Source organism: Pseudoduganella violaceinigra DSM 15887 (assembly GCF_000425385.1).
In the GTDB taxonomy this organism is placed as follows: Bacteria; Pseudomonadota; Gammaproteobacteria; order Burkholderiales; family Burkholderiaceae_D; genus Rugamonas; species Rugamonas violaceinigra.
The window spans coordinates 142,390-164,298 of record NZ_KE384360.1 but is presented as its reverse complement, the minus strand read 5'-3'; the positions used below and the strand labels follow the sequence as shown (position 1 = coordinate 164,298).

The window sequence follows — 21,909 nt, the reverse complement described above, 5'->3', positions numbered from 1 at the left end:
CGTGCAATAGGGCAACATTCAAAATAATATTTGCCAAAAAATAATGCAAATGTAGCGTTATCACAACAACGTTGTTAGCTTAATCAATAAACATCGCGGCGATATCGACCAGAACTTGCAAGTTCTGACATAAATGTGCTGGAAAAGACATCGGCCAGAACCTGGTCGACGCCGGCGGCCATGCCCTCCAGGCTGCCGCACACATAGATGGCCGCCCCCTCGGCCACCCAGGGACGCAGGGTGTCGGCCTGGCGCCGCAGCACATCCTGCACATACTCCTTGCCATCCGGGCCGCGCGACCAGGCTAGGTCCAGGCGCGCCAGCAGGCCGTCCTGCTGCCAGGCTTGCAGCTCCTCATGGTAGAAGGCGTCGTGGACCGGGTCGCGCTCGCCGAACAGCAGCCAGTTGCGGGCTTGGCCGGCGGCGGCCCGGGCCTTGAGGTGGCCGCGCAGACCGGCAATGCCGCTGCCGTTGCCGATCAGGACCAGGGGGCGCGCGCCGTTCGCCTCCAGACGGAAGCGGCGGTGCTCGCGCAAGCGCAGACGCACCAGGGCGCCCTGCTCGGCCTGCTGCGTCAGCCAGCCGGACGCCAGGCCGTGGCTGCCGTCGCCATGCCGGTGCAGGCGCACCAGCAGGTGCACCCGGCCGTCGGCGGGAATGGAGGCGATCGAATATTCGCGCGGGCGCTCCGGCTCGGCCGGGGCGGCCACCTGCACCAGGTCGCCCGACTGCCACGCCGGCAGGGCGGCGCCGCCGGCCGGCTCCAGCTCCAGGTGGTAGATCGGTGCGCCCGAACTGCCGGGATTCAGGTGGCGCCGCTCGGCCAGGCGCCATTCGCCGAAGGCCGGCGCGTCCCAGTCCGGCGCGTCGCTGGTGCCGGCCAGGTGGCTCAGTTGCTGGCGCCAGGCGGCGATGGCCGGGGCGGCGCTGCGGTCCACTTCCACGCGCGGGAACAAGGCCTGGGCGCCGCGCGCCGCCAGCCAGGCGTCCAGGGCCCGGCCAAAGCCGCAAAAGCTGCTGTAGGCGCTATCGCCCAGCGCCAGCACCGCGTAGTGCAGCCGCCCCAGTTGCAGGTCGCTACGGGCCATCAGACGCTGCGCAAAGCGCGCCGCGGCATCGGGCGCATCGCCTTCGCCGTAAGTCGAGGCCAGGAACAAAATCCGCTCCGTCCCCTGCAGCGCGGCCGCGTCGAGGTCGTCGAATTCGCACAGGTGGTGGGCAATGCCGGCCAGCCGCAAGGTTTCGCTGGTCTGGCGCGCCAGCAGTTCGGCATTGCCGGTCTGGCTGGCATAGGCCACCAGCCAGGGCGAGTCGCCCGCCGCCGCGCGTGCGGCGCGTGCGGCGGCGCGGGCGCGCCGCGCGCGCAGCCACGGCAGCAGGCACACGATGCCATAGCCGGCCAACAGGGCGGCCGTCAGGCCGAGGCGGATCGGGTCATTCGTCAGGATCATTCTTCTTCAAGCATTTTCTGGAAGCGGCTGCTGAGGATTTCGCGCAGCCCCGCCCCTTCACGCAGCAGGAAACGCGCCGCCAGCCGCTTGCGTTCGGCCAGCGCCAGCCCGTGCTCCGGGCCCAGCACCGTCAACGCGGTGGACCAGGCATCGGCCGCCATGGCGCGTTCGTGCACCACGGTCACCGCAGCCAGCGCATGGGCGACCGGCATGCCGCTGCGGGGATCGATCGTATGCGGGCGCCGGGTGGCGTCCTGCATGAAATATTTGCGGTAGTCGCCGGAGGTGGCGACAGCCAGGCCGTGCAGGGCCACGGCAATTTCGCCGGCCCCGGCCAGCGGCTCTTCCAGCGCGACCCACCATGGCTGGCCGTCCGGCTTGAAGCCGGCGCCGCGCAGCTCGCCGCCCGCTTCCACCAGGTAGTTGCGCACGCCCTGCTCTTCCAGGTAGCGCGCCAGCCGGTCCACCGCGTAGCCTTTGGCCACGGCCGACAGGTCCAGCTGCACACCGCCCGGCTGGAAAGCGCGCCGGCGCGGGATATCCAGTGCCACCGCGCGGCCGTCCATGCCGGCGCGCACGGCGGCGACGGCGCGCGGCGCCGGCGCGACAAAGCCCGGCTGGTCGTGCCGCCCCGTTGGCCCGAAGCCCCACAGGTTGACCAGGGCGCCGGCGCAGGGATCGCAGGCGCCGCCGCTGTCGCGCGCCACCTCGAGGGCGTATTGCAAAACGTCGAAAAAACCGCCCGGCAGCGTATGCCAGGTGCAGGCGCCGGCGCGGTTGAAGCGGCCCAGGTCGGAGTGCGGTTCCCAGTGGCTCATCTCGGACACCACCTGGTCCAGCTGCAGCTGCAGGCCGGCCTGCAAGTCCGCCGCGCGCCATGCGCCGCGCGGCAGGGCCGCCCGCGCCGACCAGCTGGTGCCCATCGAGGCGCCGCCGAAAGCGACGATCTCCGCCCCCGCCGGCGGCGGCTCGGCGGAAATGGTGGGCGGCAGCAGGACGCGCCTCACTGCCTTACTGCGGCAGCACTTCCACCGTCGCCGCGTACGTTGCGCGGCGCGGCGGCATCGGACGCGGAGCGGCCGGCTGGCCGGGCTGCGGCGCCACGGCGGCCGGCCAGCTGCTCGACACCAGGTACATGCCCGCTGGCGGAATCAGGAAGCTGATTTCGCCCTTAGCATCGGTCGCCAAGCGGATCTCGCCCAGCGTGCCGCGATAGCGTACGCCGCCCGGGATCAGGCTGAAGGCCTGGTTGGCGGCCGGTTTGCCATCGAGCAGGAAGCGCCAGGTGGCCTGCTCGCCCGCGCGCATATCGTTCGGATGGGTCACCGGCACCAATTCCAGCCCGGCGCCGGTCGGCTGGAACACCGCCTCGTCGGTCTTGTTGGCGCTGACAAAAGTTTCCAGGCGGCCCGCGGTGCGCGAAACGTTCAGCTCTTCGGCATTGGCCGGCACATTGGCCGCCAGCTCCGCTTCGCTGCCGCGCCAGCGCTTCACCTCGCCGTTGGCCTTCCAGCTCGCCATCACCGACTGGCTCACCAGGGCGATCTTGTAGGTGCCCGGCTTGGCCAGCTTGACGTCGAAGGTCGAGCGCAGGCGGCCGGTCAGGGCATTCTGCATCTCCACCTTGGCGCCGTCCGGGCCGGTGATCGTGATGCCATCGAGCTTCAGGGGCTGGTGGTCGATATCGAACAAGCCTTCCGAAATCGCCGCATCGACGGTGACCCACGGCTCCTTGGCATCGACCAGCGAAGACGACGGCAGCAGCCATGGCTTGTGCGCCTGGGCGCTGAACGCGGCGCCGGCCAGGGCCAGCGCGATCAGGGTTTTACTCAGCTTCATGGCGTTTTCCTTACGGTTTGACTTGCACGGTCACATCGCCCAGTTCTTCCTTGCCCTTGGCCGAGAAGGACTGCGCGGACTTCGGCGGCCATGCCATCGGCACTTTCACCAGTTCGCGGCCGCCCGCTTCGCGCGCCGCTTCCACCACCAGCTGGTAATTGCCGGCCGGTAGCTTGTTCAGCGCATCCTTGGCGACCGGGAAGCTGAGCGACTGCTCGCCCGGGGCGCGGGTGGCGCCGCTGACGCCGTCCATCGGCATCTCCACGTCGCGGCCGGACTTGCGCCACCACTGGCGCATATCCTTCAGCCACTTGGTGCCGGCGTTGTCCTTCTTCTTGACGTCATACAGCACCGCCAGGTTGGCCACCACCTTCTGGTCGGCATTCTCCAGCCACGCGGCGATGTAAGGACGGTGGTATTCCGCCACGTTCAGCTGCGGGATATCGAATTTCAGCGTCAGGTCGGCCGCCATCGCGGAGGCGCTCACCAACGGCAAGCCGACGGCGATGGAATAACGAAGTTTCATAAAGTCCTCAATGGATATAGAGCAAAGCGATAACACAGGGAATCACGACACCCAGGCCCACCATCGGCCAGGTGAACGGCCGCTTGGCCGCGTGGAATTTCAGGATCAGCAAACCGGTGATGCAGAACACCAGGCAGGCCGCCGCAAAGATATCGATGAACCAGTTCCAGGCCGCGCCGGTGTTGCGGCCCTTGTGCACATCATTGAGCCAGGAAATCCAGCCGCGCTCCGTCTGTTCGAATTCGGCCGCGCCATCCTCCAGGCCGATGCGCACCCAGGCGTCGCCGCCGGCCTTCGGCAGCGGCAGGTAGACTTCATCGACCGACCACTCGGCCTCGCGCCCGCCGGCCTTGAGCGACCAGGTCTCGCGCAGCCAGCGCTCGCCCGCTTCCGGCAGCGGCGCCTTGGCGCCATCGTGCCGCTGGGCGAAGGCATGCAGCTCGCCCAGCAGCGCCGCCGGCGCCGTGGCCTGCTTGCGCACCACCGTCGGCTTGGCCTCGATCTGGCTGGCATGGTTCAGGGTAATGCCCGTCATCGCAAACAGGAACATGCCGAGCAGGCACATGGCCGAACTGACCCAGTGCCATTCATGCAGCAGCTTGAGCCATACGGCCCGTTTCGCTTGGATTTCAGGACTGCTCAAGATGTCGCTTTCAGTAAGTGAATTCCAGATGATAATCCATGCGGGCTTGTCAATGCAATTGAGAATCGTTATCATTTACATTCTTTTACCCGCACATAACAGCCAGCCGACTCCAGTTTGACGGATGCAGCCAGCCGACAAACATCAACTGCATCAACTCTGGAGTGAATTTTGACCATCCGTAGCCGCAAGCACACGCTGGCCACCCAGCCACTGCTGAACCAATCCCTGCTCGCCATGGCCGCCCTCGGCCTGCCGCTGTCCGTGCACGCCCAGGCGCAGGAGAAAACCATGGCCGAAGTCAAGGTCGAAGCCGCGGCCGACGTGCCCTACAAGGCAGAGCGTGCCTCGTCGCCGAAACTGACGGCGCCGCTGCTCGACACGCCGCAAACCATTTCCGTGATCAGGAAGGAGCTGATCCAGGAACAGGGCGCCTCCTCCATCGTGGAAGCCCTGCGCAACACGCCCGGCATCACCTTGCAGCTGGGCGAAAACGGCAATACCAGCGCCGGCGACACGTTCCAGATGCGCGGTTTCTCCGCCCAGTCCTCGATCTTTGTCGACGGCATCCGCGACCTGGGCGCCGTGACCCGTGAAGCCTTCAATATCGAGCAGGTCGAAGTGGCCAAGGGCCCGGCCGGCGCCGATATCGGCCGCGGTGCGGCCGCCGGCTACATCAACCTGGTCTCCAAACTGCCCACGCGCGAAGATGCCGCCGCCGCCTCGCTCAGCTTCACCCAGGGCGGCGTCAAGCGCGGCACCGCCGACGTCACGCGCAGCTTCGGCAGCAGCGGCGCCTTCCGCCTGAACGCCATGGCGCAGGATGGCAGCGTCCACGGCAGCAATGCGCTGGAGCGCAAGAGCAAAGGCTTGGCGCCGTCGGTCGCCTGGGGCCTGGGCACGCCGACCCGCGTCTACCTGTTCTCGCAGCATATCCGCCAGGACAACGTGCCCGACGGCGGCATTCCGAGCGTCGGCATGGCGGGCTTCTACAACGCCGGCGAAGCCCTGCGCAATGCGCCGCGCGTCGACCGCAACAACTGGTACGGCATCGACGGCGACTACGAAAAAGTGGACGCCGACCTGCTCACCGCCAAGATCGAGCACGAGCTGGCGCCCAAGACCACGCTGACCAATACCACGCGCTGGGGCAAGTCGAAGATGGACCGCATCATGACCGGCATCTACACCCTGGCCATGCCGACCACGGCGCCGTCCAGCTGGACCGTGAGCCGCCTGCGCCAGAGCGTCCTGCAGGAAAACAAGATCCTGGCCAACACCACCAATATCGTCAGCGAATTCACCCTGGGCGGCTGGCAGCACACCCTGTCGACCGGCATCGAACTATTGAGCGAAGAGCAGTTCGCCACGACCCGCCCGAGCACCAGCCTGGGCACCGCGCCGGCGGCCAACCTGTACCACCCGAATCGCAACGATGCGCTGAGCGGATTCAAGCCGGCGGAAAACGGCGCCTTCACCAACGGCAAGACCGAAACCGTGGGCGCCTATGCCTTCGACACCATCAAACTGAACGAGCAGTGGCAGCTGAATGGCGGCCTGCGCGTCGAGCGCTATAGCACCAGCACCGACAGCGCCACCCTGAACGCCACCACCAACGTCCTGGCCGGCAGCCACGTCGAGAAATCGGGCAACCTGGCCAGCGTCAAGGCGGGCCTGCTGTACAAACCGACCGCCGATGGCAGCGTCTACCTGGCGTACGCCAATGCCAAGACCCCGCCGGGCAGCGCCAACCACTCGCTGGCAGCGCAAACGGCCGCCAACGCCAACAACCCGGCGCTCAAGCCGCAAAAAACCACCAATGTGGAACTGGGGACCAAGTGGGACGTGATCCAGAAGCAGCTGGCCCTGACCGCCGCCCTGTACCGCACCACCAACAAGGATGAATTCCCGCAGCTGGTGGACGCCGTGACCAACACCTGGGCGCAGCTGGGCGAGCGCCGCGTGCAGGGCGTGGAGCTGGGCGCGGTAGGCCAGATCACCAGGGCATGGAGCGTGACCGCCGGCATCGCCACCATGGACACTGAAATCAAGGAAGGCACCACCGGCAACAACGCCGTCGGCGCCGCCAGCCGCTGGTCGCCGAAGGTCTCGGCCACCATGTGGACCGCCTACCAATTCAACGCCACATTCGCCATCGGCGGCGGCGTACGCTATATGGGCGAGCAGAAGCGCCTGGTCGATCCCGGCCAGGCTGCGGCCGGCGTCAATATGCCGGCCATCCCGCACTACACGGTGGTCGACGCCATGGCGTCGTACAAACTGAACAAGAACGTCGCGCTGCAGCTGAACCTGTACAACGTGTTCGACAAGTTCTACATCAACACGCTGAACAACAGCGGCGCGCGCGCCACCCTGGGCGCGCCCCGCTACGCGCAGCTGACCGCCAACGTCCAGTTCTAAGCAAGGTTGGCGAAAAAAAGGCGGGCTGGCTGCCCGCCTTGATTCAAACGCCGGAACTTGCGTCCGGCCCTGGCGCACCGCCTTCGGTGCCCAGTCCACTGCCGCCCTGCCGCGAACCGCTTTCCGTGGCGCTTTGCCGGTTGCCCGGCAAAGGTCGGTCGGCGCGGCGGATCTGGCCTTCCGGAACCGCCGTATTGCCGATCTCCGGATGCTCTGTATCGACCAGCACAAAGTTTTGCTGGCTCTCCGTGTCCTTACTGGGTTTATCGGGCCTTCCCATACGGGCCTCCTTGCCGCAAAGAATCCTTAGTACTTGTCGCCGCCCTGCTTATTGCCCTGGTAGTCCTTCTCATAGTCCTGCTGGTATTCCTGGCCTACCTGCTGGTCCTGGCTGGGCTGCTCGGACTTGCTAGCATTGCCACGCGAACCGCTTTGGCGGTTGCCATCGTTCTTGTGGCTCATGCTGCCGGCCTTGCGTGCCTCCTCGGAAGTGAACTCGTGCGCCGTTCCCTTCTGATGGGCAGCGCGGCCGCCTTCGGAAGCGATTTCGCGCTGGCGTTGCGGATCCATGGAAGCAAAGCCGCGTGCGCTTTGCTTGCTGCCGGACGGACTGTCCTGCCGGTTGCCGCGTTTGTCGCCCTGGTTGTTCGAAGCCATGATTCGTCCCCCTGCTCGGTTCGGTGGAAAAGACCCCCGCCCCTGTGCGTAGGCGCGGGAGAACTCATGTTAGTGCAAGCACTGTACAGGTAATATAGGACGTTCAGCGCGACAAATGTAGGATATTACCTACCGAATTTCGATTGGGAAAATTTATTCCCCCACGGTCGGGGGCTGTCGGCAGTTGTCGCAAATGCCGCAGCGCTCTATGGCAGCGGCCTCGTCGCCGAAATAATCGAGCAAGAGTTTCCACCGGCAATATCCGCTTTGTGCGTAGGACACCATCTGGGCCAGCGCTGCGCGGTCATGCTCCTGCTTGTCCCGGTAGCCTTCCGCCAGCCGCTCCAGGTCGACCGGGCGCGGCGCCTCGCCCGCCAGGCGGTACTGCAGCTTGCGGTCCTGTTTCAGCCAGCCGCCCTCCTTCAGCAACTTGAGGCCCACCTGGCTGCGCTTGTCGCGCGGACGCTCGCCCTGGGCGGCCGCATCGTAGGCGGCGCGCAACAAGGCCGCATCCGGGTAGCTGCGCGCGAGGAAAAACTGCTGCACGCGCTTGTCCTCATGAAAGTAAAGCAGCGTGCAGTCCGCGGCCTCGCCATCGCGCCCGGCCCGCCCCGCTTCCTGGTAATAGGCTTCCAGGCTGGCAGGCACCTGCAGGTGGATCACGAAGCGGATGTCGGGCTTGTCGATACCCATGCCGAAGGCGTTGGTCGCCACCATCACGCGGCGCGCGCCGGACATGAACATTTCCTGGTTCTGATGGCGCTCCCCGGCACGCAGCTTGCCGTGATACAGCGCCACGCTCTCCCCGGCCCCTTCCAGCACGGCCAGCATGTCTTCGGCTGCCTTGACCGTGGCGGCATAGACGATGCCACTGCCCGGTGTTTCGCGCACCAGGCGCAGCGCTTCGGCGGCGCGCTCGCCAATGTTGGTCACTTGGCGCACACCCAGATGCAGGTTGGGCCGATAGATGCCGGTGTTCACCACGCACATTGTCGGCGCGCCCAGCTGGCGGCGGATATCGTCCACCACTTCATCGGTGGCGGTGGCGGTCAGCGCCAGCACCGGCGGGCGTCCCAGGGCATCGAGGGCGGCGCCGATGTCGAGATAGGCCGGACGGAAATCATGCCCCCAGCGCGAGATGCAATGGGCCTCGTCGACCACGACCAGGCCGATGTCGGCCTGGTGCAGCAGGCTCATGAACTCCGGCGTGGCCAAGCGCTCCGGCGTGCAAAAGACGATGCGTTCCTCGTTGTCGCGCAAGCTTTGCAGCGCTTCCTGCTGCGCTTCGGCCGGCACTTTACTGTTGAGCTGGGCAGCGTCGATGCCGAAGTCGTCCAGCTTTTCCGCCTGGTCCTTCATCAGCGCGATCAGCGGCGATACCACCACCGTGCTGCCCTTCAGGATCGCGGCGGGAATCTGGTAGCACAGTGATTTGCCGCTGCCGGTGGGCATGATGGCGAGCGTGTCGCGTCCGGCCAACACGCTGTCGATCACTTGTTGCTGGCCGGCGCGTAAGCGCTCGACGCCGAAGACGTCGCGCAGCAGGCGGCGGATTTGAGGATGAGTAGCCATGTCCGCAAGGTATCGCCAGAACTGGTAACATGTCGGCGACCTAAGTAACATAGCGGATTGCAATATGTCCTTTTCCCTCAGCGAAACTCCCTACAGCAGCGAGACGCCAGAAGCCAAGCGCGCCATGTACGCAGACCTGCGCGCCCAGCTCGGTGGCCTGGTGCACGGCGAACATGACTGGATCGCCAACACCGCCAACGCCAGCGCACTGGTGTTCAACAGCATGCCAGGCTTGAACTGGGCAGGCTTTTATTTCATGCAAGGCCCGGACGAGCTGGTACTGGGGCCATTCCAGGGCAAGCCAGCCTGCATCCGTATCAAGAAGGGCCGCGGCGTATGCGGCACGACGGTTGAACAGCGCGCCACCAGCGTGGTGGACGACGTGCACGCCTTCCCTGGCCATATCGCCTGCGACGCGGCATCGCGCTCGGAACTGGTGGTGCCGGTCTTCGGCAAGGATGGCGAGGTGATCGGCGTGTTCGATCTCGACAGCCCGCTGCCGGGCCGATTCGATGCGGTTGACGCCGAGGGCGTCGAATCGCTGGTGCGCATCCTGGAACAATCCCGCCGCTGATCGCGCGCACCATGCGCCCCGGCCGCGCTTACGGTTGACGAGTCGCTCGACTTCGATGTCGCCGCTTGGGAAAGCAGGCCAGCAACTTGGCCAGGATGCTGACCACGACGCCCAGCGTCCCGATCGTCTCCAACAATGCGTTAAGCATGGCCTGCTCCCAGGTAGGTTTTCACGAAGAACGCCACGGTGATGCACGAGGTGGCAAGCAAGGTAATGGCCCGGATCACGCCGGGCGATGCACGCCGCCCGATGCGGGCCCCGCCATAGCCGCCGAAGACCGCGCCGACCAGCATGGCCAGCGTTGCAGGCCAATGCACGGCGCCCGCCATGATGAAGGCCAATACCGCCACGGCGTTCGCCGCGCTGACCAGCACGGTACGCGGCGGATTCAATTCCTTCAGATCGCGCTTGTCGATCAGCCCCCACATCGCCATCATCATGATCCCCACCGCGCCGCCGAAATAGCCGCCATACACGCCGAGCGCGAACTGCACGGCCAGCACCGCCGGCGCCCGCACCTGCCAGCGTGCGCGCAAGGCATCGCCCAGGCGGCGTCCGAACGCGATGGAAATGGCAGCCACGAGGAGCAGCCACGGCAGCACAAAAGTGAAGGTTTCGGACGAGGTGCGCAGCAGGAGCAAAGCCCCGGCCAAGCCCCCGGCCAGCGTGACCGCCAACAAGGCGCGCAGCGATACGCCGGCGACCGGCTGCAGCCCGTCGCGATAAGCCCAGGCGCTGGCCAGGCCGCCGGGGAACAGGGCAACGGTGCTCGATGCATTCGCCTGAACCGGTGGCACGCCTGCGGCGACCAGCGCCGACAAGCTGACGAATGAGCCGCCGCCGGCGAGTGCATTCATCGCTCCAGCCAGCATTCCGCAAGCAAAAGTTGTGATCAAGGTCTCCATGCAAACGATGTTAGTAGCCTGGCAGCCATCCCACAATCTGGCATTTCCGGTGCTACACTTCGGAGATTCCGAAAGCTGGAGATCATCAACATGCGTTTCGACCTGACCGATATGCGGCTCTTCCTGACCGTGGTGGAGTGCGGCAGCCTGACCCAGGGCGCCCGTGTCATGCACCTGGCCCTGGCCTCCGTCAGCGAGCGCATCGCCGGCATGGAGGCCGTTCTGGGCGCGCCCTTGCTGGAGCGCAACCGGCGCGGCGTGCGCGCCACGGCCGCTGGCGAGGCCCTGGTCCGGCATGCCCGTTCCATCCTGGGCCAGGTCGAGCAGATGCGCGGCGAGCTGCGCACCTATGCCACAGGGCTGAAAGGCCGTATCCGGGTGATGTCGAATTCGGCCGCCATGGCCTCGTTCCTGCCGCCGCAACTGTGCCGTTTCCTGGCCGCGCACCGCGACCTGTCGATCGACCTGCTGGAGCGTCCCAGCGTGGAGATTGTCCAGTTCCTGGTGGACCGGCGCGCCGACCTCGGTGTCGTTGCCGACATCACCGACCTCGGGCCGCTGCAAGCCCACCTCATCGCCACCGACCGGCTGGTGGTGGTGGCCGGCCATACGCATCCCGTGGCGCGCAAAGCAAGCCTGGCCTTTGCCGATATCCTGGGCGAACCGATCGTGGGCATTGCCGACACAGCGCTCGAGACCCACCTCGCCGAGCGCGCGTCGCGCCTGGGACGCCAGCTCGACTATCGCATCCAGCTGCGCAATATCGACCATGTGGCGATGCATGTCGAAGCGGGCATCGGCATCTCAATACTCTCGAGTGCGGTGGCCGGCGCGTTGCGGCGCGACTTGGCGATCCTGCCGCTGGCGGAGGACTGGGCAACGCGGCGCCTCTACCTGTGCGCGCGCGATTTTTCGCTGCTGACGCCGCATGCCGGCTTGTTTGCCAAGCAGCTGCTGCAGGATGCGCCGCCGGCCGTGTCAGGCCAGTAGCGCCACCCCCATCGAGCGCGCCTCGGCGGCGGCAATGTCGAGCAGTTCGGCAAGATCGGGGAACGATTCCAGGCATGCCGCCATGTCGGCGCGCCGCACCAGGTAATCGTCCTGCGGCGCCAGTACCGGCGAGAGCACCGGGCAGAGATGGCGCGCCAGCAGCAGCGTATCGCGCAAGCCGCTGGGCGGCAGGCTGATGGCGCCGTCGCGCAGGGAGATGATGGCGGCAGCGACCGCTTGCGGGACCTGCAACTTGCGCAGCACTTCCCGCGCCACAATTTCCTGCACCGGTCCCAGCCGCGCCCCCATTTCCTCCAGCAAGCCGGGCACCTGGTCCGCTTGCGAGAGCAGATAGAAATTTCCCGCTTCATGCACGATGCCGGCAAACAGCGCCGTGTCCGGGTCGATGCGTGTGATATGGCGCGCCACCTGGTAGGCGATGGCCGCCACATGGGCCGAGTACTTCCACAATTGCTCGGCGCGCTCCCTCAAGCCCTTGTCGCGGATGCGGGCGCCGAACTGGCGCACCACCATGGCGGCGGCCAGCGAATACAGGTTGCGGTAGCCAAGCCGCGCCACGGCGGCGCGGGCACTGGTGACGGCGGGCGCGCCATGGCGGCGGAACACGGCGGCATTGGCCAGCGCCACGGCGCGCGCAGCCAGCACCGGTTCGCCCAGCACCCTGCGCGTCACGCCCTCATCGTGGCAATCCGGATCGGCCAGGGCTATCTGCAATGCCAGCGCGGCATTGACGCTGGTGGGGAAGACCAGTTCCCCACGCTGCATATCGGAAATGATGGCGGCTAAATCCCTGAGCTTTTCCATGCAGAAAATTATACCGAGGCTGCCCGCAAGGCGCGCACGTTGCCAGGCATGCGCCGCGGCGCGGAAGCCACGCGCGTCACCGGCGCGGCATGGCCTTCGTTCCCCAGTGTGAAGATGCTGATCGAATTGACCAGCATCTGCGCCTGCTCCTGCAGGCTGGCGGAAGCGGCGGCGGTCTGTTCCACCAGCGCCGCGTTCTGCTGGGTGGTGTCGTCCATCTGGGTCACGGCCATGTTGATCTGTTCGATGCCGTTGCCCTGCTCGGCCGAGGCGGTGGCGATTTCCTGCATGATGACGGTGATGCTTTGCACGCTGTTCAGCACCTCCTGCATCGCCTGCCCCGCTTCCCCGACCAGCCGGTTGCCGGTCTCGACGCGGTCGACGCTGTGGTTGATCAGCTCCTTGATTTCCTTGGCCGCCGACGCCGACCGCTGCGCCAGGTTGCGCACTTCGGACGCCACCACGGCAAAGCCGCGCCCCTGCTCGCCGGCCCGCGCCGCTTCCACCGCCGCGTTCAGCGCCAGGATATTGGTCTGGAAGGCGATCCCGTCGATCACGCCGATGATGTCGACAATCTTGCGCGAGCTGTCGTTGATTTCGCCCATGGTCTGCACCACTAGCGACACCACTTGCCCGCCCCGGCTGGCGACGTCGGACGCGCTATGCACCAGTTGGTTGGCCTGGCGCGCATTGTCGGCGTTCTGCTTGACCGTGGAAGTCAGCTCCTCCATCGACGAAGCGGTTTCCTCCAGGTTGGAGGCCTGCGATTCCAGGCGCGAGGAAACATCGGCGTTGCCGGTCGCGATATCGCGGCTGGCCGCATTGATCTGGTCCACGCTGCCGCGCACGTCGGTGACGATGCCGCGCAAGCTCTCGCTCATGGACTTCAGGGAGCGCAGCAACTGGCCTACCTCATTGGGCGGCCCGACGTCGAAATCGTTATCGAGTTTTCCTTTTGCCACTTCATCGGCGACCGCGATGGCATTTTGCAGCGGTCCCGTCACCGAGCGCGCGATCAGCATGCACAGCCATGCCGCCAGCCCGAACAGCAGCACCATCGAGACAATCATGATCCAGCGCTGCTTGGTGAAGCCGGCGATTTTCTCGCCCAGCATGGCATCGAGTTCCTTGGCCGCCGCTTCGTTGGCGGCAAACTGCATATCGATCGCCGCCGTGGTTTTTGCCACCCATTCCTCGCCGGAATACGTCAGCGGATCGGCCTTGACGATCTGCTCCGATCCCAGATCCACAATCTTGCGCGCCGCGTCGCCCGCATCGCGCAACTGGGCACCAAGCTTGGCGTCGATCGCAGGATTGGCGGCGGCTGCCTTGCCAAAGGCCGTGAGGGTCTGGTCCAGGCGGTCGGTGACGCGCGACATGATGGCCGCCAGCGTCATGCGGTCTTCCGCCGACGCCTGCTTTTTCGCCAGCAGGCCGGCGCCCTTGGCGCGGCTCTTGCCCGTCTCTTCGGTCAGCCAGGGCAGCTGGTAAAACATTGACTGGATCAACTGGTAGGTGTCCTTGTCGGGATCAAGGCTCAGGCCGTAGGCGTCGCCGATCAGCTCATTCACCTTGAGCAGCTTGGGCAACAGGCTGGTATGCCCCGCATAGCTTTGCGGGACGGTGATCTTGCCTTCGGCGACATTGTTGCGCAAGCTTTCCCATTCCTGTTTGGCGCCGGCGAAGGCATCGATGATGGCTTTGTCGCCCAGCGCCGCGATCGCCGTTTCCAGCTTGCCGAATGCGGCATCGACTTCGGCCTGCTTGGCGCGGCGCTTGTCCGCCACCGTGCTCACGCCGCCCAGTACCAGCGCCGACAGGCCGCGGTGCTGCTGCGTGTATTGCACCACCTTCAACCCATCGACCACGACCGGCAGGCCGGCGTGTTCATCCTCATACGCCTGCAAGACCTTGCCGGCTTCGTGCATGTAGAGGTAGGCGGGAATGATCGCCAGCACCGCCGCAATCAGACCGAGGATCAGGAACTTATGGGCCAGCGTGAGCCGGCCGAGAAGGGAGGTAGGATTCATGGCAGTTTCCCAGAGAGAAAAGTTCGATCGAAGGCGCCTTGCAGCACCGCGATACCTCGTGCGTTGATCATATGCCGTTTTATGGCCGCGAGTTACAATTCGTGAGAATTAACCACAAAAATCTCTTACTCCGCCACCATTTCTGTTGCACCGATGCGAAACAATTGCCCGTGCAAAATTTAACTTTCATGATGCAAGAAAAATCGCTTTGGTATAGTGCGTACATGAAATTTCTCATGCCGATACTGACGCTGCTGGTGGCGCTGCTGCCGGCTGGCGCGCAGGCCGACACCGTCACCGTCTACACCAGCGCCAATTTTGCCCCGCTGGTCATCGACGGCACCCGCGGTATCTACCATGAAGCCATTGACTACCTGAACAAGCAGGCCACGGACGGCACCAGTTTCCGGCTGGCGTATTTGCCGCGCAAGCGCCTGCAAATGCGGCTGGAAGACGGTTCATTGGACGGCATTGTGATCGGTATGATGCCCCAGTGGTTCGATGACGTCGCACAAAAGAAATACCTGTGGACCACGGCGTTTGCGATCGACCGCTTTGTGCTGGTCTCGCGCGCCGAGCATCCGGTACAGCCGGACACGCAAGCGGTGCTGGCCGGCAAGTCGATCGGCCTGACCCTGGGCTATGTCTACCCCGGCATCGATGAGTGGATCCATCGCCACGGCCTGGTGCGCCAGGATGCGATGAGCGAGGAAATCAATATGGAGAAGCTGCGCCGCGGCCGCATCGACTGCGTGGCGGTGTCGGAATCGGTGGCGCGCTACTTCGTGCGCCTGCACGGGCTGGCCAGCAGCCTCACCTTGGTCGACCTGCCCGGCCGCGCGACGGAACGGCGCTTCCTGGTGCCGATGGGACGCAACGACCTGTACGACAAGGTGGCGCCCATCGTCAAGCGCATGCGCGACGACCCGCAGTGGCTGCGCATGGCCTCCAAGTATCAGTAGGCGAATTTCGCCTGCACGCCGTAGGTGCGCGGCTCGTTGACCACCGCCGTGAAGTTGTTGAAGTCGATGGCGTTCACCGCCACCAGCCGGTTCGTCATATTGCGCACAAAGGCCGCCACTTCAAAGCGCTCGCGCCCATCCTTGTAGCCCAGGCGCAGGCCGCCGTCCAGCAGGGGCCGCGCCTGGTACTCCGCCGCCTCATACAGGAAGAAGTTGTAGCTGCCGCGGTAGGCCCAGTCGGTGTAGGCATACAGCTCGCCATTGCGCCAGGGCTGGCTAAAGCGCAGCGTGGCGTTGGCGATCCAGCGCGGTGAGCGCGGCAGCGGATTGCCGTCGACAAAAACATTGTTCGGCGCCGTGCCGCGCGGATCGAGCACGGTGCAGCCGTTGCCACAGGGCAGGACGAACAGGCCGGCGTCGCGTATCCTGGTCGCGTTGTAGCTGCCGCCCAGGCTGGCGGTCCATGTGCTGTTGGGGCGCGCCAGCCATTCCACTTCCACACCCTGCCCGCGCACCTTGGCGGCATTGACCAGGCGATTCTGGTTGACCGTGCCGCTGCCGGCGGTCAGCTGCATATCCTCCACCGTATAGCGAAAGACCGCTATGCCAAGGCGCGCCCGGCGCTCGGCGAAATCCTTCTTCCAGCCGGCCTCCCAGCTCAAGGCCTGCTCGGCGCGCGCGACCGAAATACTGTTGCCGAACAGGATACGGCCCTGGATCGACGGCGCCCGGTAGCCTGTCGCCACGCGCGCGAAGAGATGGCTGTCGGCCGACAGCGCCTGGGTCGCGCCAAGGTCCCAACTGAGGTCATTGCTGCGCGGCGCCGCGGCAAGCCCGGCAATCGGCTGGGCGCCCGGCGTCGGCTGCGGCCGCGCGGCGAAGAAATCCTTGCGGTCCTTGGTGTAGCGCAGGCCGGCCCGCAGCAGCAAGCCAGGCTGGGCGCGCCATGACAACGCGCCGAACGCGGCCAGCGAGCGGCTGTCCTGCTCCTGCCAGGCATAGCCGTTCTGCCGGTTGCCGTTGAAGGTGTCGAAATTGAAGCTGTCGACCTTGATCTTTTCGCTGAAGCCATACACGCCGGCCAGCCAGCTCCACACCTGCGCCGGTTCCGACTCCAGCCGGAACTCCTGCGTCAGCTGCTTGTGCCTGGGCAGGGCGTCCGCCGTCTCGGAAGGGAAAGGAATGCGGCCCGGCCCCATCGGCGGATGCGCCAGCGAGCCGTAGCCGGCGTCGACATCGGCGCGACTGTAAAAGCGCGCCTTCTCCCACGCCGAAATGGCATGCAGGCTCAGGCCGTCGAACTGCCAGCGCAGGCGCAGGCTGGCGCCGTTGGTCTTCAGGAACTGGTGGTTCATACCGTCGGTCGGCAGGCTGGCGTAGTCGAATCCCGGCACCAGAGCATTGCTGCCCTTTTGCAGGATATTGGCGCGGAACAGCGTGGCGCGGCCTGCCATGCGCCGGCCATGCCCATTCAACAGCGCGCTGAAAGCGGGACTGGGCTGGTACAGCAGCTGTACCCTTGCCGCATTGTCGTGATAGCCCTCGAATTCCGACGTGGGCGCTTGGGGGCGGTCGTTGAACACGCGGTTGTCGCGGTGCTGGCTTTGCAGGGAGACGCGCAGCGCCAGCGTGTCGCTCAGCGGGGTATTGAAGGCGCCGTCGAGGTTACGTAGTTCGTCCTTGCCATAGCCGGCGCTGACATAGCCCTCACGCTTGAATGCCGGGCGCGCCGAATCGAATTTCACCACCCCGGCCGGCGCATTGCGGCCGAACAGGCTGCCCTGCGGACCGCGCAGCACTTCCACCTGCTGCAAGTCGAACACGGGGAACGATTTGAGCAGCGGGCTTTCCTGCACCACGTCGTCGTACACCACGCTGACTGGCTGCGCCGCGTTCAGGTCGAAGTCGGTATTGCCCAAACCACGCAGGTAAAAGCGCGGGAAGGAGCGGCCGAAATCGGATTCGACATGCAGGCTGGGCATGCGCGAGGCCAGGAAGCGCAAATCGCGCCCACTGGCTGCCAGCACATCGAGCGCTTCGCCGCGCAGCACCGAGACATTGAACGGCACCTCCTGCAGCGGCTCCGCGCGGCGCTGCGCCGTGACGTAGACGCTGGGCAGCCCATCGTCCGCCATCGCCGGCGGCACTACCGCCAGCCCCGCCACACCGATCATCCACCATGCGCGCATGCTGCCTCCCTGTGTTGAATCGATGCTAGCAGAGTTGGCAAGGCCGGGCGTAATGAAGGCGATGAATTCAATTTCATTCCAGCAACGCCTGCCCCTCGCCCGGCGCTGCGCTCATTCTTGTTGACCGAGGCGGCCGGCCGCAACAACTATCGCATCGGCGCAACAAGGCTGCAAAATCGCGGATCGGCATGCGCTGGCATGCACCCGGCTCAATTACGTCGCCCCCTGCCTCGATACGACCGCAAGTTCGCCCGCAGGAGTATGATGGTCTTTCCTGCGAGCCGGAGAAGGCCATGGTGCAACGACGGACTATACTTGGCGTCATGCTGGCGGCTGCCGCCCTGTTCCGCGGCCATGCCTCCGGCCAGGACAAGGCACTGCGCCTGGCCGCCAATCCCAATCTCTCCGCGATCGAACTGCTGAATAATTTCGGCCCCTTTGCGCGCGAGCTCGAAAAGGAATTGGGACGTCCAGTGCGCCTGGTTTCCGGCCGCGATTACGACGACACCCTGCGTTTGCTGAAAGACGGCCAGGTCGACATTGCCGGCACCGGCGCCTTCGGCTATGTCACGGCCCACGACGACTTCGGCGCCCGCCTCGTCGTGCGCTATCTGGAGGACGACGGCGACTCCTACCACGCGATCATCTTCACGCGCCAGGACTCGGGGCTGCGCAGTGTCGCCGACCTGCGCGGCAAGCGCTTTGCCTTTACCGACGTCAAATCCACCTCCGGCTACCTGATGCCGCTCTTGGAACTGCATCGCAACGGCATCGGGCTGGCCGACCTGGGCAAGGTCGATCACGTGAAAAAGCAGCCCAATGCCGCCATCGCCGTCTACAACCGCCAGGCCGACGCCGGCGCCATGGCGGACAACCAGCTGAACGAAAAATACGGCGTGAAGATCGACGAACTGCGCATCCTATGGCGCTCGCCGCCGATTCCGCACGGGGTCTGGATCGCCCGCGCCGACATGGACGAAGGCGAGCTGGCGCGCATCAGCCAGGCGATCCTGCGCATTTCCCGCAGCGAGGAAGGCCGCAAAGCGCTGGCCCAGGCTTCGGTACGCGGCTTCGCCGCAGTCAGCGACGCCGACTTTTCCTTCGTCCGCAGCGCCGCGCGCCAGCTGCAGAAACTGCAAGCGGAATCCCGCCCCTGAAACGGGCTAGTGCAGGATGCAGGGCAAACCGATGGTGACGCTGGTGCCGCCGCCCGGCGTGCTGTCGATGCGCACCTCGCCGCCCATCGCTGTCACCAGGTTATGCAGGATGTGCAAGCCCAGGCCGGCATGGCCGGCGCCGCGCCGCGTGGTGTAGAAAGGCTCGAACACGCGCGCCAGCGCCGCGCCAGCAATGCCGCTGCCGTTGTCGCGCACCGCCACTTCGGCCCGCCCCGCCGCCGGGCACCACAAGCGCACCCACAGCTGCGGCTCCGGCACGCCGTCAAATGCATGGTCCAGCACATTGTTCAGCAAGGTCACCAGCACTTGCACCAGCATGCCGGGATAGTTGTCGAGGATGATTTCCTGGGCCAGCTCGGCGTGCACGGCGACGCCGCGCCGCTGCAGGCGGTGCTCGAAGCCTTCCAGCACGGCCCGGACTTGCGGTGCGGCGGCAAACACGCGGCGCTGTTCTTCGCGCTGGTCGGCCGCCACCAGCTTGAAGCGTTCGATCAACTGCGCGGCGCGCTCCGCATTGCGTTCGATCAGCTGCGACACGTCATGCGCCTGCCGGTTGGACTGCAGCAGCCGGCTGCGCGTCAATTCCCTGCTCTCCATTGACTGCTCCAATTGCCCGTGCAAGTGCGACAGGCCGGAAGCGGCCGTCAGGATATTGCCGATCGGCGTATTCAGTTCGTGCGCCATGCCGGCCACCAATTGCCCAAGCGCCGCCTGCTTCTCCGCTTCCACCAGCTGCAGCTGGGTGCTGCGCAGACGTTCCAGCGAATCCTCCAGGTCGCGGCTGCGCTGCTCCAGCGAGCGCTCGGCCGCCTTGCGCGCCGTGATGTCCTGCAGCACCCAGATACTGCCCTTGTCCATATCGCCCGGATCGATCGCCTTGCCCTGGAAGCTGCACTCGACCGTACTGCCATCCTTGCGCCGGAACGACGCTTCGCCATAGGTGGTGTGGCCGGCCATGATGGAGGGATACAGCAGCATCCCCTGCTGTTCATAGGCCTCGTCGGAGACGTAGTACATGCGCGTGCTTTTCCCCTCCATTTCCGGAATGGAGTAGCCCAGCATTTCGGCCCAGCCCCGGTTGCAGCGCAGGATGATGCGGTTGCGCAGGAACAGGATGCCGACAATGGCATTGTCCAAGATGGTGCTCTGCTCGAGCAGGCTTTGCTGCAAGGCGTGGGTACGTTCGGCGATGCGCACCTCCAGTTCCAGGTTCAGCCGGTGCAGGGCCTGTTCGCGCTGCTCGACTTCCTGCCCCATGCGGTTGACGGCGCGCGCCAGCTCCGCCACTTCGGCGCCGCCCTGCTCCGGCAGGCGGCGCGTGTAATCGCCGTCGCCAATGGCGCGGCTGGCGGCGGCGGCCCGCTCCAGGTGATGCGTCAGCCACAGGCCCAGCAAGCTCAAGACCAGCACGCTGGCGAGGATTTCCAAGCCGGCGATCAGGCTGCCCTGGCGCACCAGGGCAGCCCGGGTTTCCGCCGCGATCCGGGTCGACAGGCCGATGCGCAGCATGCCCAGTTTCTGCCCGCCCACCATCACCGGCCGTTCGCTGCGGTACTCGCCCTGCGCCACCGCCTGCTCCACGCTTTCGCTGGGCGGCGCCAGCGCCACGCCGCGCTCCAGGCCCACCCGCGCCACTTCGACGCCATCGGCCTCGGAGATGCTGGCATAGCTCAATTCACGCGATTGGCCCTGGACGAAGGCGCCCAGGAAGTCCTGCAAGCCCGCGTAATCGCGTTCCAGCAAGTAGGGCGCGATGGCGGCGTTCAGCATCGGCACCACCTGGTCCAGCGAGGCCTGCACACTGGCGCGCGCCGCCCTGTCGATCAGGCGCACCGAATTGGCGATCAACAGCGCCAGCAGCACCAGTTCCACCAGCACGCTGGCCATGACCAGCCGGAAACGCAGCGTGCGTGGCAGGGGCAGCTTCATGCAGCTTAAAACGAATGGCGCAGGCCCCAGCCTACGCCCGTGGGGTCCGCGCCGGGATGGCGCTGCGCCAGGGTCGGAACGACCGGATTGACGTCGAAGTCGTACAGCGCCTGACCATCGTTCAGGATCCGCGTATAGAAAAGGCCTACCGTGCTGCGTTTGCTCAAGGCATAGTGATACAGCAACGCCACCTGGTGCGCACCGGTGGCGCCGATGTTGGCGGCGGCGCACTGGCCCTTGCCATCGGCCGCGCCGCTGCAATGCACCGCCCGCGCCCGGCTCCAGTGCAGCATCACATCGTGCTGCCCCTGGCGCCAGACCGCGCCGGCGGTCCAGGCATCGCGCCGCACCGCGCCGTGGCCGGCGCCGAACAGGCCGCGCGAGCCCAGCCGGTCCCAGCCGGCGTTGACGCCCCAGGCCCCGAAGGCATAGCGCAACACCAGGCGGGTCTCCCAGTCGCTGGAGTCGCCCAGGGCCAGCTTTTGCTGCGCCCGGCGGTTTTCATAAGCCCAGCCGGCGAACCAAGGCCCCACCTCGTAGTTGAGGCCGGCGCCCAGGGTGCGGTCGTTGAAGCCTTGCGGGCGCGCTTCGCCGGGCGACCAGAGCAAGGTCGGCGTCCAGCCCTCCGGTGCCGGCAGCGTGTATTGCACGGAGTTGGCCAGGCGCGCATTCAGGCCCGCGTGCAGGCCGTTCAAGGTGGTCATGACGCCGAGATTGTTGGCAATGGAGGTGGCGCCGGGCACGTAGTTCAGGCGGCCGCCAAGCGCGCGCATGGGCGCGGTCATGAAGCCCAGGCGCAAGGTGCCAAGCGGCCCGGCCAGTCCGAGAAAGGTATCGCGCGAGTTGACGCCGCCGGCGCCGGTGTCGACGCTGATGCCGCCTTCGATCTGGAAGAATGCCTTCCAGCCCCCGTCCAGGCTTTCGCTGCCCTTGAAGCCGAAACCGGAACTGTTGCTGCTGACCCGGCTTTGCCTGCCGACCGGCCCGGCATGCACGCTTTCCGAGGTCACGTCCAGGGTGCCGAAGGGCGTGACCGGCGTTTGCGCACAGGCCGGCGCCATGGCCAACATGAGAATGGGGCCAGTCAAGAAGGATATCCTTTTCATCGCCTGCTCCCGCGGCGCGCTGCCGCCCGTCTTTGGATGGTAGCACCATTGCGAAACGGGTAAAATGGCGGGCTTGATTCCGCGCCAGATGGCGTTGCATTACCGACACTGA

Annotated in this window: 19 protein-coding genes; 5 read left to right on the top strand and 14 right to left on the bottom strand. The window is 65.9% G+C overall.

Going from position 1 to position 21,909, the window contains the following annotated elements; genetic code table 11:
* Nucleotides 1-83: 83 nt before the first annotated feature.
* The 5 genes from H597_RS0127225 to H597_RS0127205 are packed head-to-tail and all read right to left on the bottom strand — an operon-like array spanning nucleotide 84 to nucleotide 4,459.
* The gene (locus tag H597_RS0127225; RefSeq protein ID WP_028104902.1) at nucleotides 84-1,451 is read right to left on the bottom strand and encodes a sulfite reductase subunit alpha; all 1,368 of its coding nucleotides are present in this window, start codon (nucleotides 1,449-1,451) and stop codon (nucleotides 84-86) included.
* A complete protein-coding gene (locus tag H597_RS0127220) occupies nucleotides 1,448-2,458 on the bottom strand; it encodes an FAD:protein FMN transferase (RefSeq protein WP_028104901.1) in 1,011 nt (336 codons plus the stop codon). Before H597_RS0127220 ends, H597_RS0127225 begins: the two co-directional genes overlap by 4 nt.
* A gap of 4 nt (nucleotides 2,459-2,462) precedes the next feature.
* The gene (locus H597_RS0127215; protein WP_028104900.1) at nucleotides 2,463-3,290 is read right to left on the bottom strand and encodes a DUF4198 domain-containing protein; all 828 of its coding nucleotides are present in this window, start codon (nucleotides 3,288-3,290) and stop codon (nucleotides 2,463-2,465) included.
* Nucleotides 3,291-3,300: 10 nt separating this feature from the next.
* A complete protein-coding gene (locus tag H597_RS0127210; RefSeq protein WP_028104899.1) occupies nucleotides 3,301-3,816 on the bottom strand; it encodes a DUF2271 domain-containing protein in 516 nt (171 codons plus the stop codon).
* 7 nt (nucleotides 3,817-3,823) lie between these two features.
* Complete coding sequence (locus H597_RS0127205) at nucleotides 3,824-4,459, bottom strand: PepSY-associated TM helix domain-containing protein (protein ID WP_028104898.1); 636 nt, start codon at nucleotides 4,457-4,459, stop codon at nucleotides 3,824-3,826.
* A gap of 171 nt (nucleotides 4,460-4,630) precedes the next feature.
* Here H597_RS0127205 and H597_RS0127200 point away from each other — a divergent pair, with 171 nt between their 5' ends.
* Nucleotides 4,631-6,880: a catecholate siderophore receptor Fiu gene (locus H597_RS0127200; protein WP_229632257.1), complete on the top strand. Its 2,250-nt coding sequence runs from the start codon at nucleotides 4,631-4,633 to the stop codon at nucleotides 6,878-6,880.
* 43 nt (nucleotides 6,881-6,923) lie between these two features.
* Here H597_RS0127200 and H597_RS0127195 read toward each other — a convergent pair whose 3' ends face one another.
* From H597_RS0127195 to H597_RS32675, 3 genes are all read right to left on the bottom strand, one after another.
* Nucleotides 6,924-7,160, bottom strand: a complete 237-nt coding sequence (locus tag H597_RS0127195; protein ID WP_028104896.1) for a hypothetical protein — start codon at nucleotides 7,158-7,160, stop codon at nucleotides 6,924-6,926.
* Between the two features lie 26 nt (nucleotides 7,161-7,186).
* Nucleotides 7,187-7,537 (bottom strand): KGG domain-containing protein, encoded by a 351-nt coding sequence (locus H597_RS34465; protein WP_083941314.1) that lies wholly within the window; start codon nucleotides 7,535-7,537, stop codon nucleotides 7,187-7,189.
* 153 nt (nucleotides 7,538-7,690) lie between these two features.
* A complete protein-coding gene (locus H597_RS32675; RefSeq protein ID WP_051294147.1) occupies nucleotides 7,691-9,109 on the bottom strand; it encodes a RecQ family ATP-dependent DNA helicase in 1,419 nt (472 codons plus the stop codon).
* Nucleotides 9,110-9,173: 64 nt separating this feature from the next.
* Here H597_RS32675 and msrC point away from each other — a divergent pair, with 64 nt between their 5' ends.
* On the top strand, nucleotides 9,174-9,683 hold the full coding sequence (gene msrC, locus H597_RS0127180; RefSeq protein ID WP_028104895.1) for a free L-methionine (R)-S-oxide reductase MsrC: 510 nt from the start codon (nucleotides 9,174-9,176) through the stop codon (nucleotides 9,681-9,683).
* A gap of 140 nt (nucleotides 9,684-9,823) precedes the next feature.
* On the opposite strand, the gene H597_RS0127175 is transcribed toward msrC, so the two are convergent.
* Nucleotides 9,824-10,588, bottom strand: a complete 765-nt coding sequence (locus H597_RS0127175; protein WP_028104894.1) for a sulfite exporter TauE/SafE family protein — start codon at nucleotides 10,586-10,588, stop codon at nucleotides 9,824-9,826.
* 90 nt (nucleotides 10,589-10,678) lie between these two features.
* Between H597_RS0127175 and H597_RS0127170 the strand changes: the two genes are divergently transcribed.
* Nucleotides 10,679-11,578, top strand: coding sequence for a LysR family transcriptional regulator (locus H597_RS0127170; RefSeq protein ID WP_028104893.1), 900 nt, complete (start codon nucleotides 10,679-10,681; stop codon nucleotides 11,576-11,578).
* Here the strand turns inward: H597_RS0127170 and H597_RS0127165 are convergent.
* On the bottom strand, nucleotides 11,567-12,403 hold the full coding sequence (locus H597_RS0127165) for an HDOD domain-containing protein (RefSeq protein WP_028104892.1): 837 nt from the start codon (nucleotides 12,401-12,403) through the stop codon (nucleotides 11,567-11,569). The genes H597_RS0127170 and H597_RS0127165 overlap by 12 nt on opposite strands.
* 8 nt (nucleotides 12,404-12,411) lie before the next feature.
* On the bottom strand, nucleotides 12,412-14,433 hold the full coding sequence (locus tag H597_RS32670) for a methyl-accepting chemotaxis protein (protein ID WP_035375357.1): 2,022 nt from the start codon (nucleotides 14,431-14,433) through the stop codon (nucleotides 12,412-12,414).
* Nucleotides 14,434-14,669: 236 nt separating this feature from the next.
* Between H597_RS32670 and H597_RS0127155 the strand changes: the two genes are divergently transcribed.
* A complete protein-coding gene (locus H597_RS0127155; protein WP_229632256.1) occupies nucleotides 14,670-15,395 on the top strand; it encodes a substrate-binding periplasmic protein in 726 nt (241 codons plus the stop codon).
* Here H597_RS0127155 and H597_RS0127150 read toward each other — a convergent pair.
* On the bottom strand, nucleotides 15,389-17,584 hold the full coding sequence (locus tag H597_RS0127150) for a TonB-dependent receptor (protein WP_035375355.1): 2,196 nt from the start codon (nucleotides 17,582-17,584) through the stop codon (nucleotides 15,389-15,391). The genes H597_RS0127155 and H597_RS0127150 overlap by 7 nt on opposite strands.
* A 293-nt stretch (nucleotides 17,585-17,877) precedes the next feature.
* On the opposite strand from H597_RS0127150, the gene H597_RS0127145 reads away from it, so the two are divergent.
* Nucleotides 17,878-18,741: a phosphate/phosphite/phosphonate ABC transporter substrate-binding protein gene (locus H597_RS0127145; RefSeq protein ID WP_161630648.1), complete on the top strand. Its 864-nt coding sequence runs from the start codon at nucleotides 17,878-17,880 to the stop codon at nucleotides 18,739-18,741.
* 6 nt (nucleotides 18,742-18,747) lie between these two features.
* Here H597_RS0127145 and H597_RS33615 read toward each other — a convergent pair whose 3' ends face one another.
* Nucleotides 18,748-20,691: an ATP-binding protein gene (locus H597_RS33615; RefSeq protein WP_051294146.1), complete on the bottom strand. Its 1,944-nt coding sequence runs from the start codon at nucleotides 20,689-20,691 to the stop codon at nucleotides 18,748-18,750.
* Between the two features lie 5 nt (nucleotides 20,692-20,696).
* Complete coding sequence (locus H597_RS0127135; protein ID WP_161630647.1) at nucleotides 20,697-21,779, bottom strand: porin; 1,083 nt, start codon at nucleotides 21,777-21,779, stop codon at nucleotides 20,697-20,699.
* Nucleotides 21,780-21,909: the final 130 nt, after the last annotated feature.

Bases quoted from the DNA above. Each gene is read 5' to 3' on its own strand.
- H597_RS0127150 (WP_035375355.1), bottom strand. From the start codon at position 17,584: ATGCGCGCATGGTGGATGATCGGTGTGGCGGGGCTGGCGGTAGTGCCG.
- H597_RS32675 (WP_051294147.1), bottom strand. From the start codon at position 9,109: ATGGCTACTCATCCTCAAATCCGCCGCCTGCTGCGCGACGTCTTCGGC.
- H597_RS0127225 (WP_028104902.1), bottom strand. From the start codon at position 1,451: ATGATCCTGACGAATGACCCGATCCGCCTCGGCCTGACGGCCGCCCTG.
- H597_RS0127175 (WP_028104894.1), bottom strand. From the start codon at position 10,588: ATGGAGACCTTGATCACAACTTTTGCTTGCGGAATGCTGGCTGGAGCG.
- H597_RS33615 (WP_051294146.1), bottom strand. From the start codon at position 20,691: ATGAAGCTGCCCCTGCCACGCACGCTGCGTTTCCGGCTGGTCATGGCC.
- H597_RS0127155 (WP_229632256.1), top strand. From the start codon at position 14,670: ATGCCGATACTGACGCTGCTGGTGGCGCTGCTGCCGGCTGGCGCGCAG.
- H597_RS0127195 (WP_028104896.1), bottom strand. From the start codon at position 7,160: ATGGGAAGGCCCGATAAACCCAGTAAGGACACGGAGAGCCAGCAAAAC.
- H597_RS32670 (WP_035375357.1), bottom strand. From the start codon at position 14,433: ATGAATCCTACCTCCCTTCTCGGCCGGCTCACGCTGGCCCATAAGTTC.
- H597_RS0127145 (WP_161630648.1), top strand. From the start codon at position 17,878: ATGGTGCAACGACGGACTATACTTGGCGTCATGCTGGCGGCTGCCGCC.
- H597_RS34465 (WP_083941314.1), bottom strand. From the start codon at position 7,537: ATGGCTTCGAACAACCAGGGCGACAAACGCGGCAACCGGCAGGACAGT.
- msrC (WP_028104895.1), top strand. From the start codon at position 9,174: ATGTCCTTTTCCCTCAGCGAAACTCCCTACAGCAGCGAGACGCCAGAA.
- H597_RS0127170 (WP_028104893.1), top strand. From the start codon at position 10,679: ATGCGTTTCGACCTGACCGATATGCGGCTCTTCCTGACCGTGGTGGAG.
- H597_RS0127165 (WP_028104892.1), bottom strand. From the start codon at position 12,403: ATGGAAAAGCTCAGGGATTTAGCCGCCATCATTTCCGATATGCAGCGT.
- H597_RS0127210 (WP_028104899.1), bottom strand. From the start codon at position 3,816: ATGAAACTTCGTTATTCCATCGCCGTCGGCTTGCCGTTGGTGAGCGCC.
- H597_RS0127215 (WP_028104900.1), bottom strand. From the start codon at position 3,290: ATGAAGCTGAGTAAAACCCTGATCGCGCTGGCCCTGGCCGGCGCCGCG.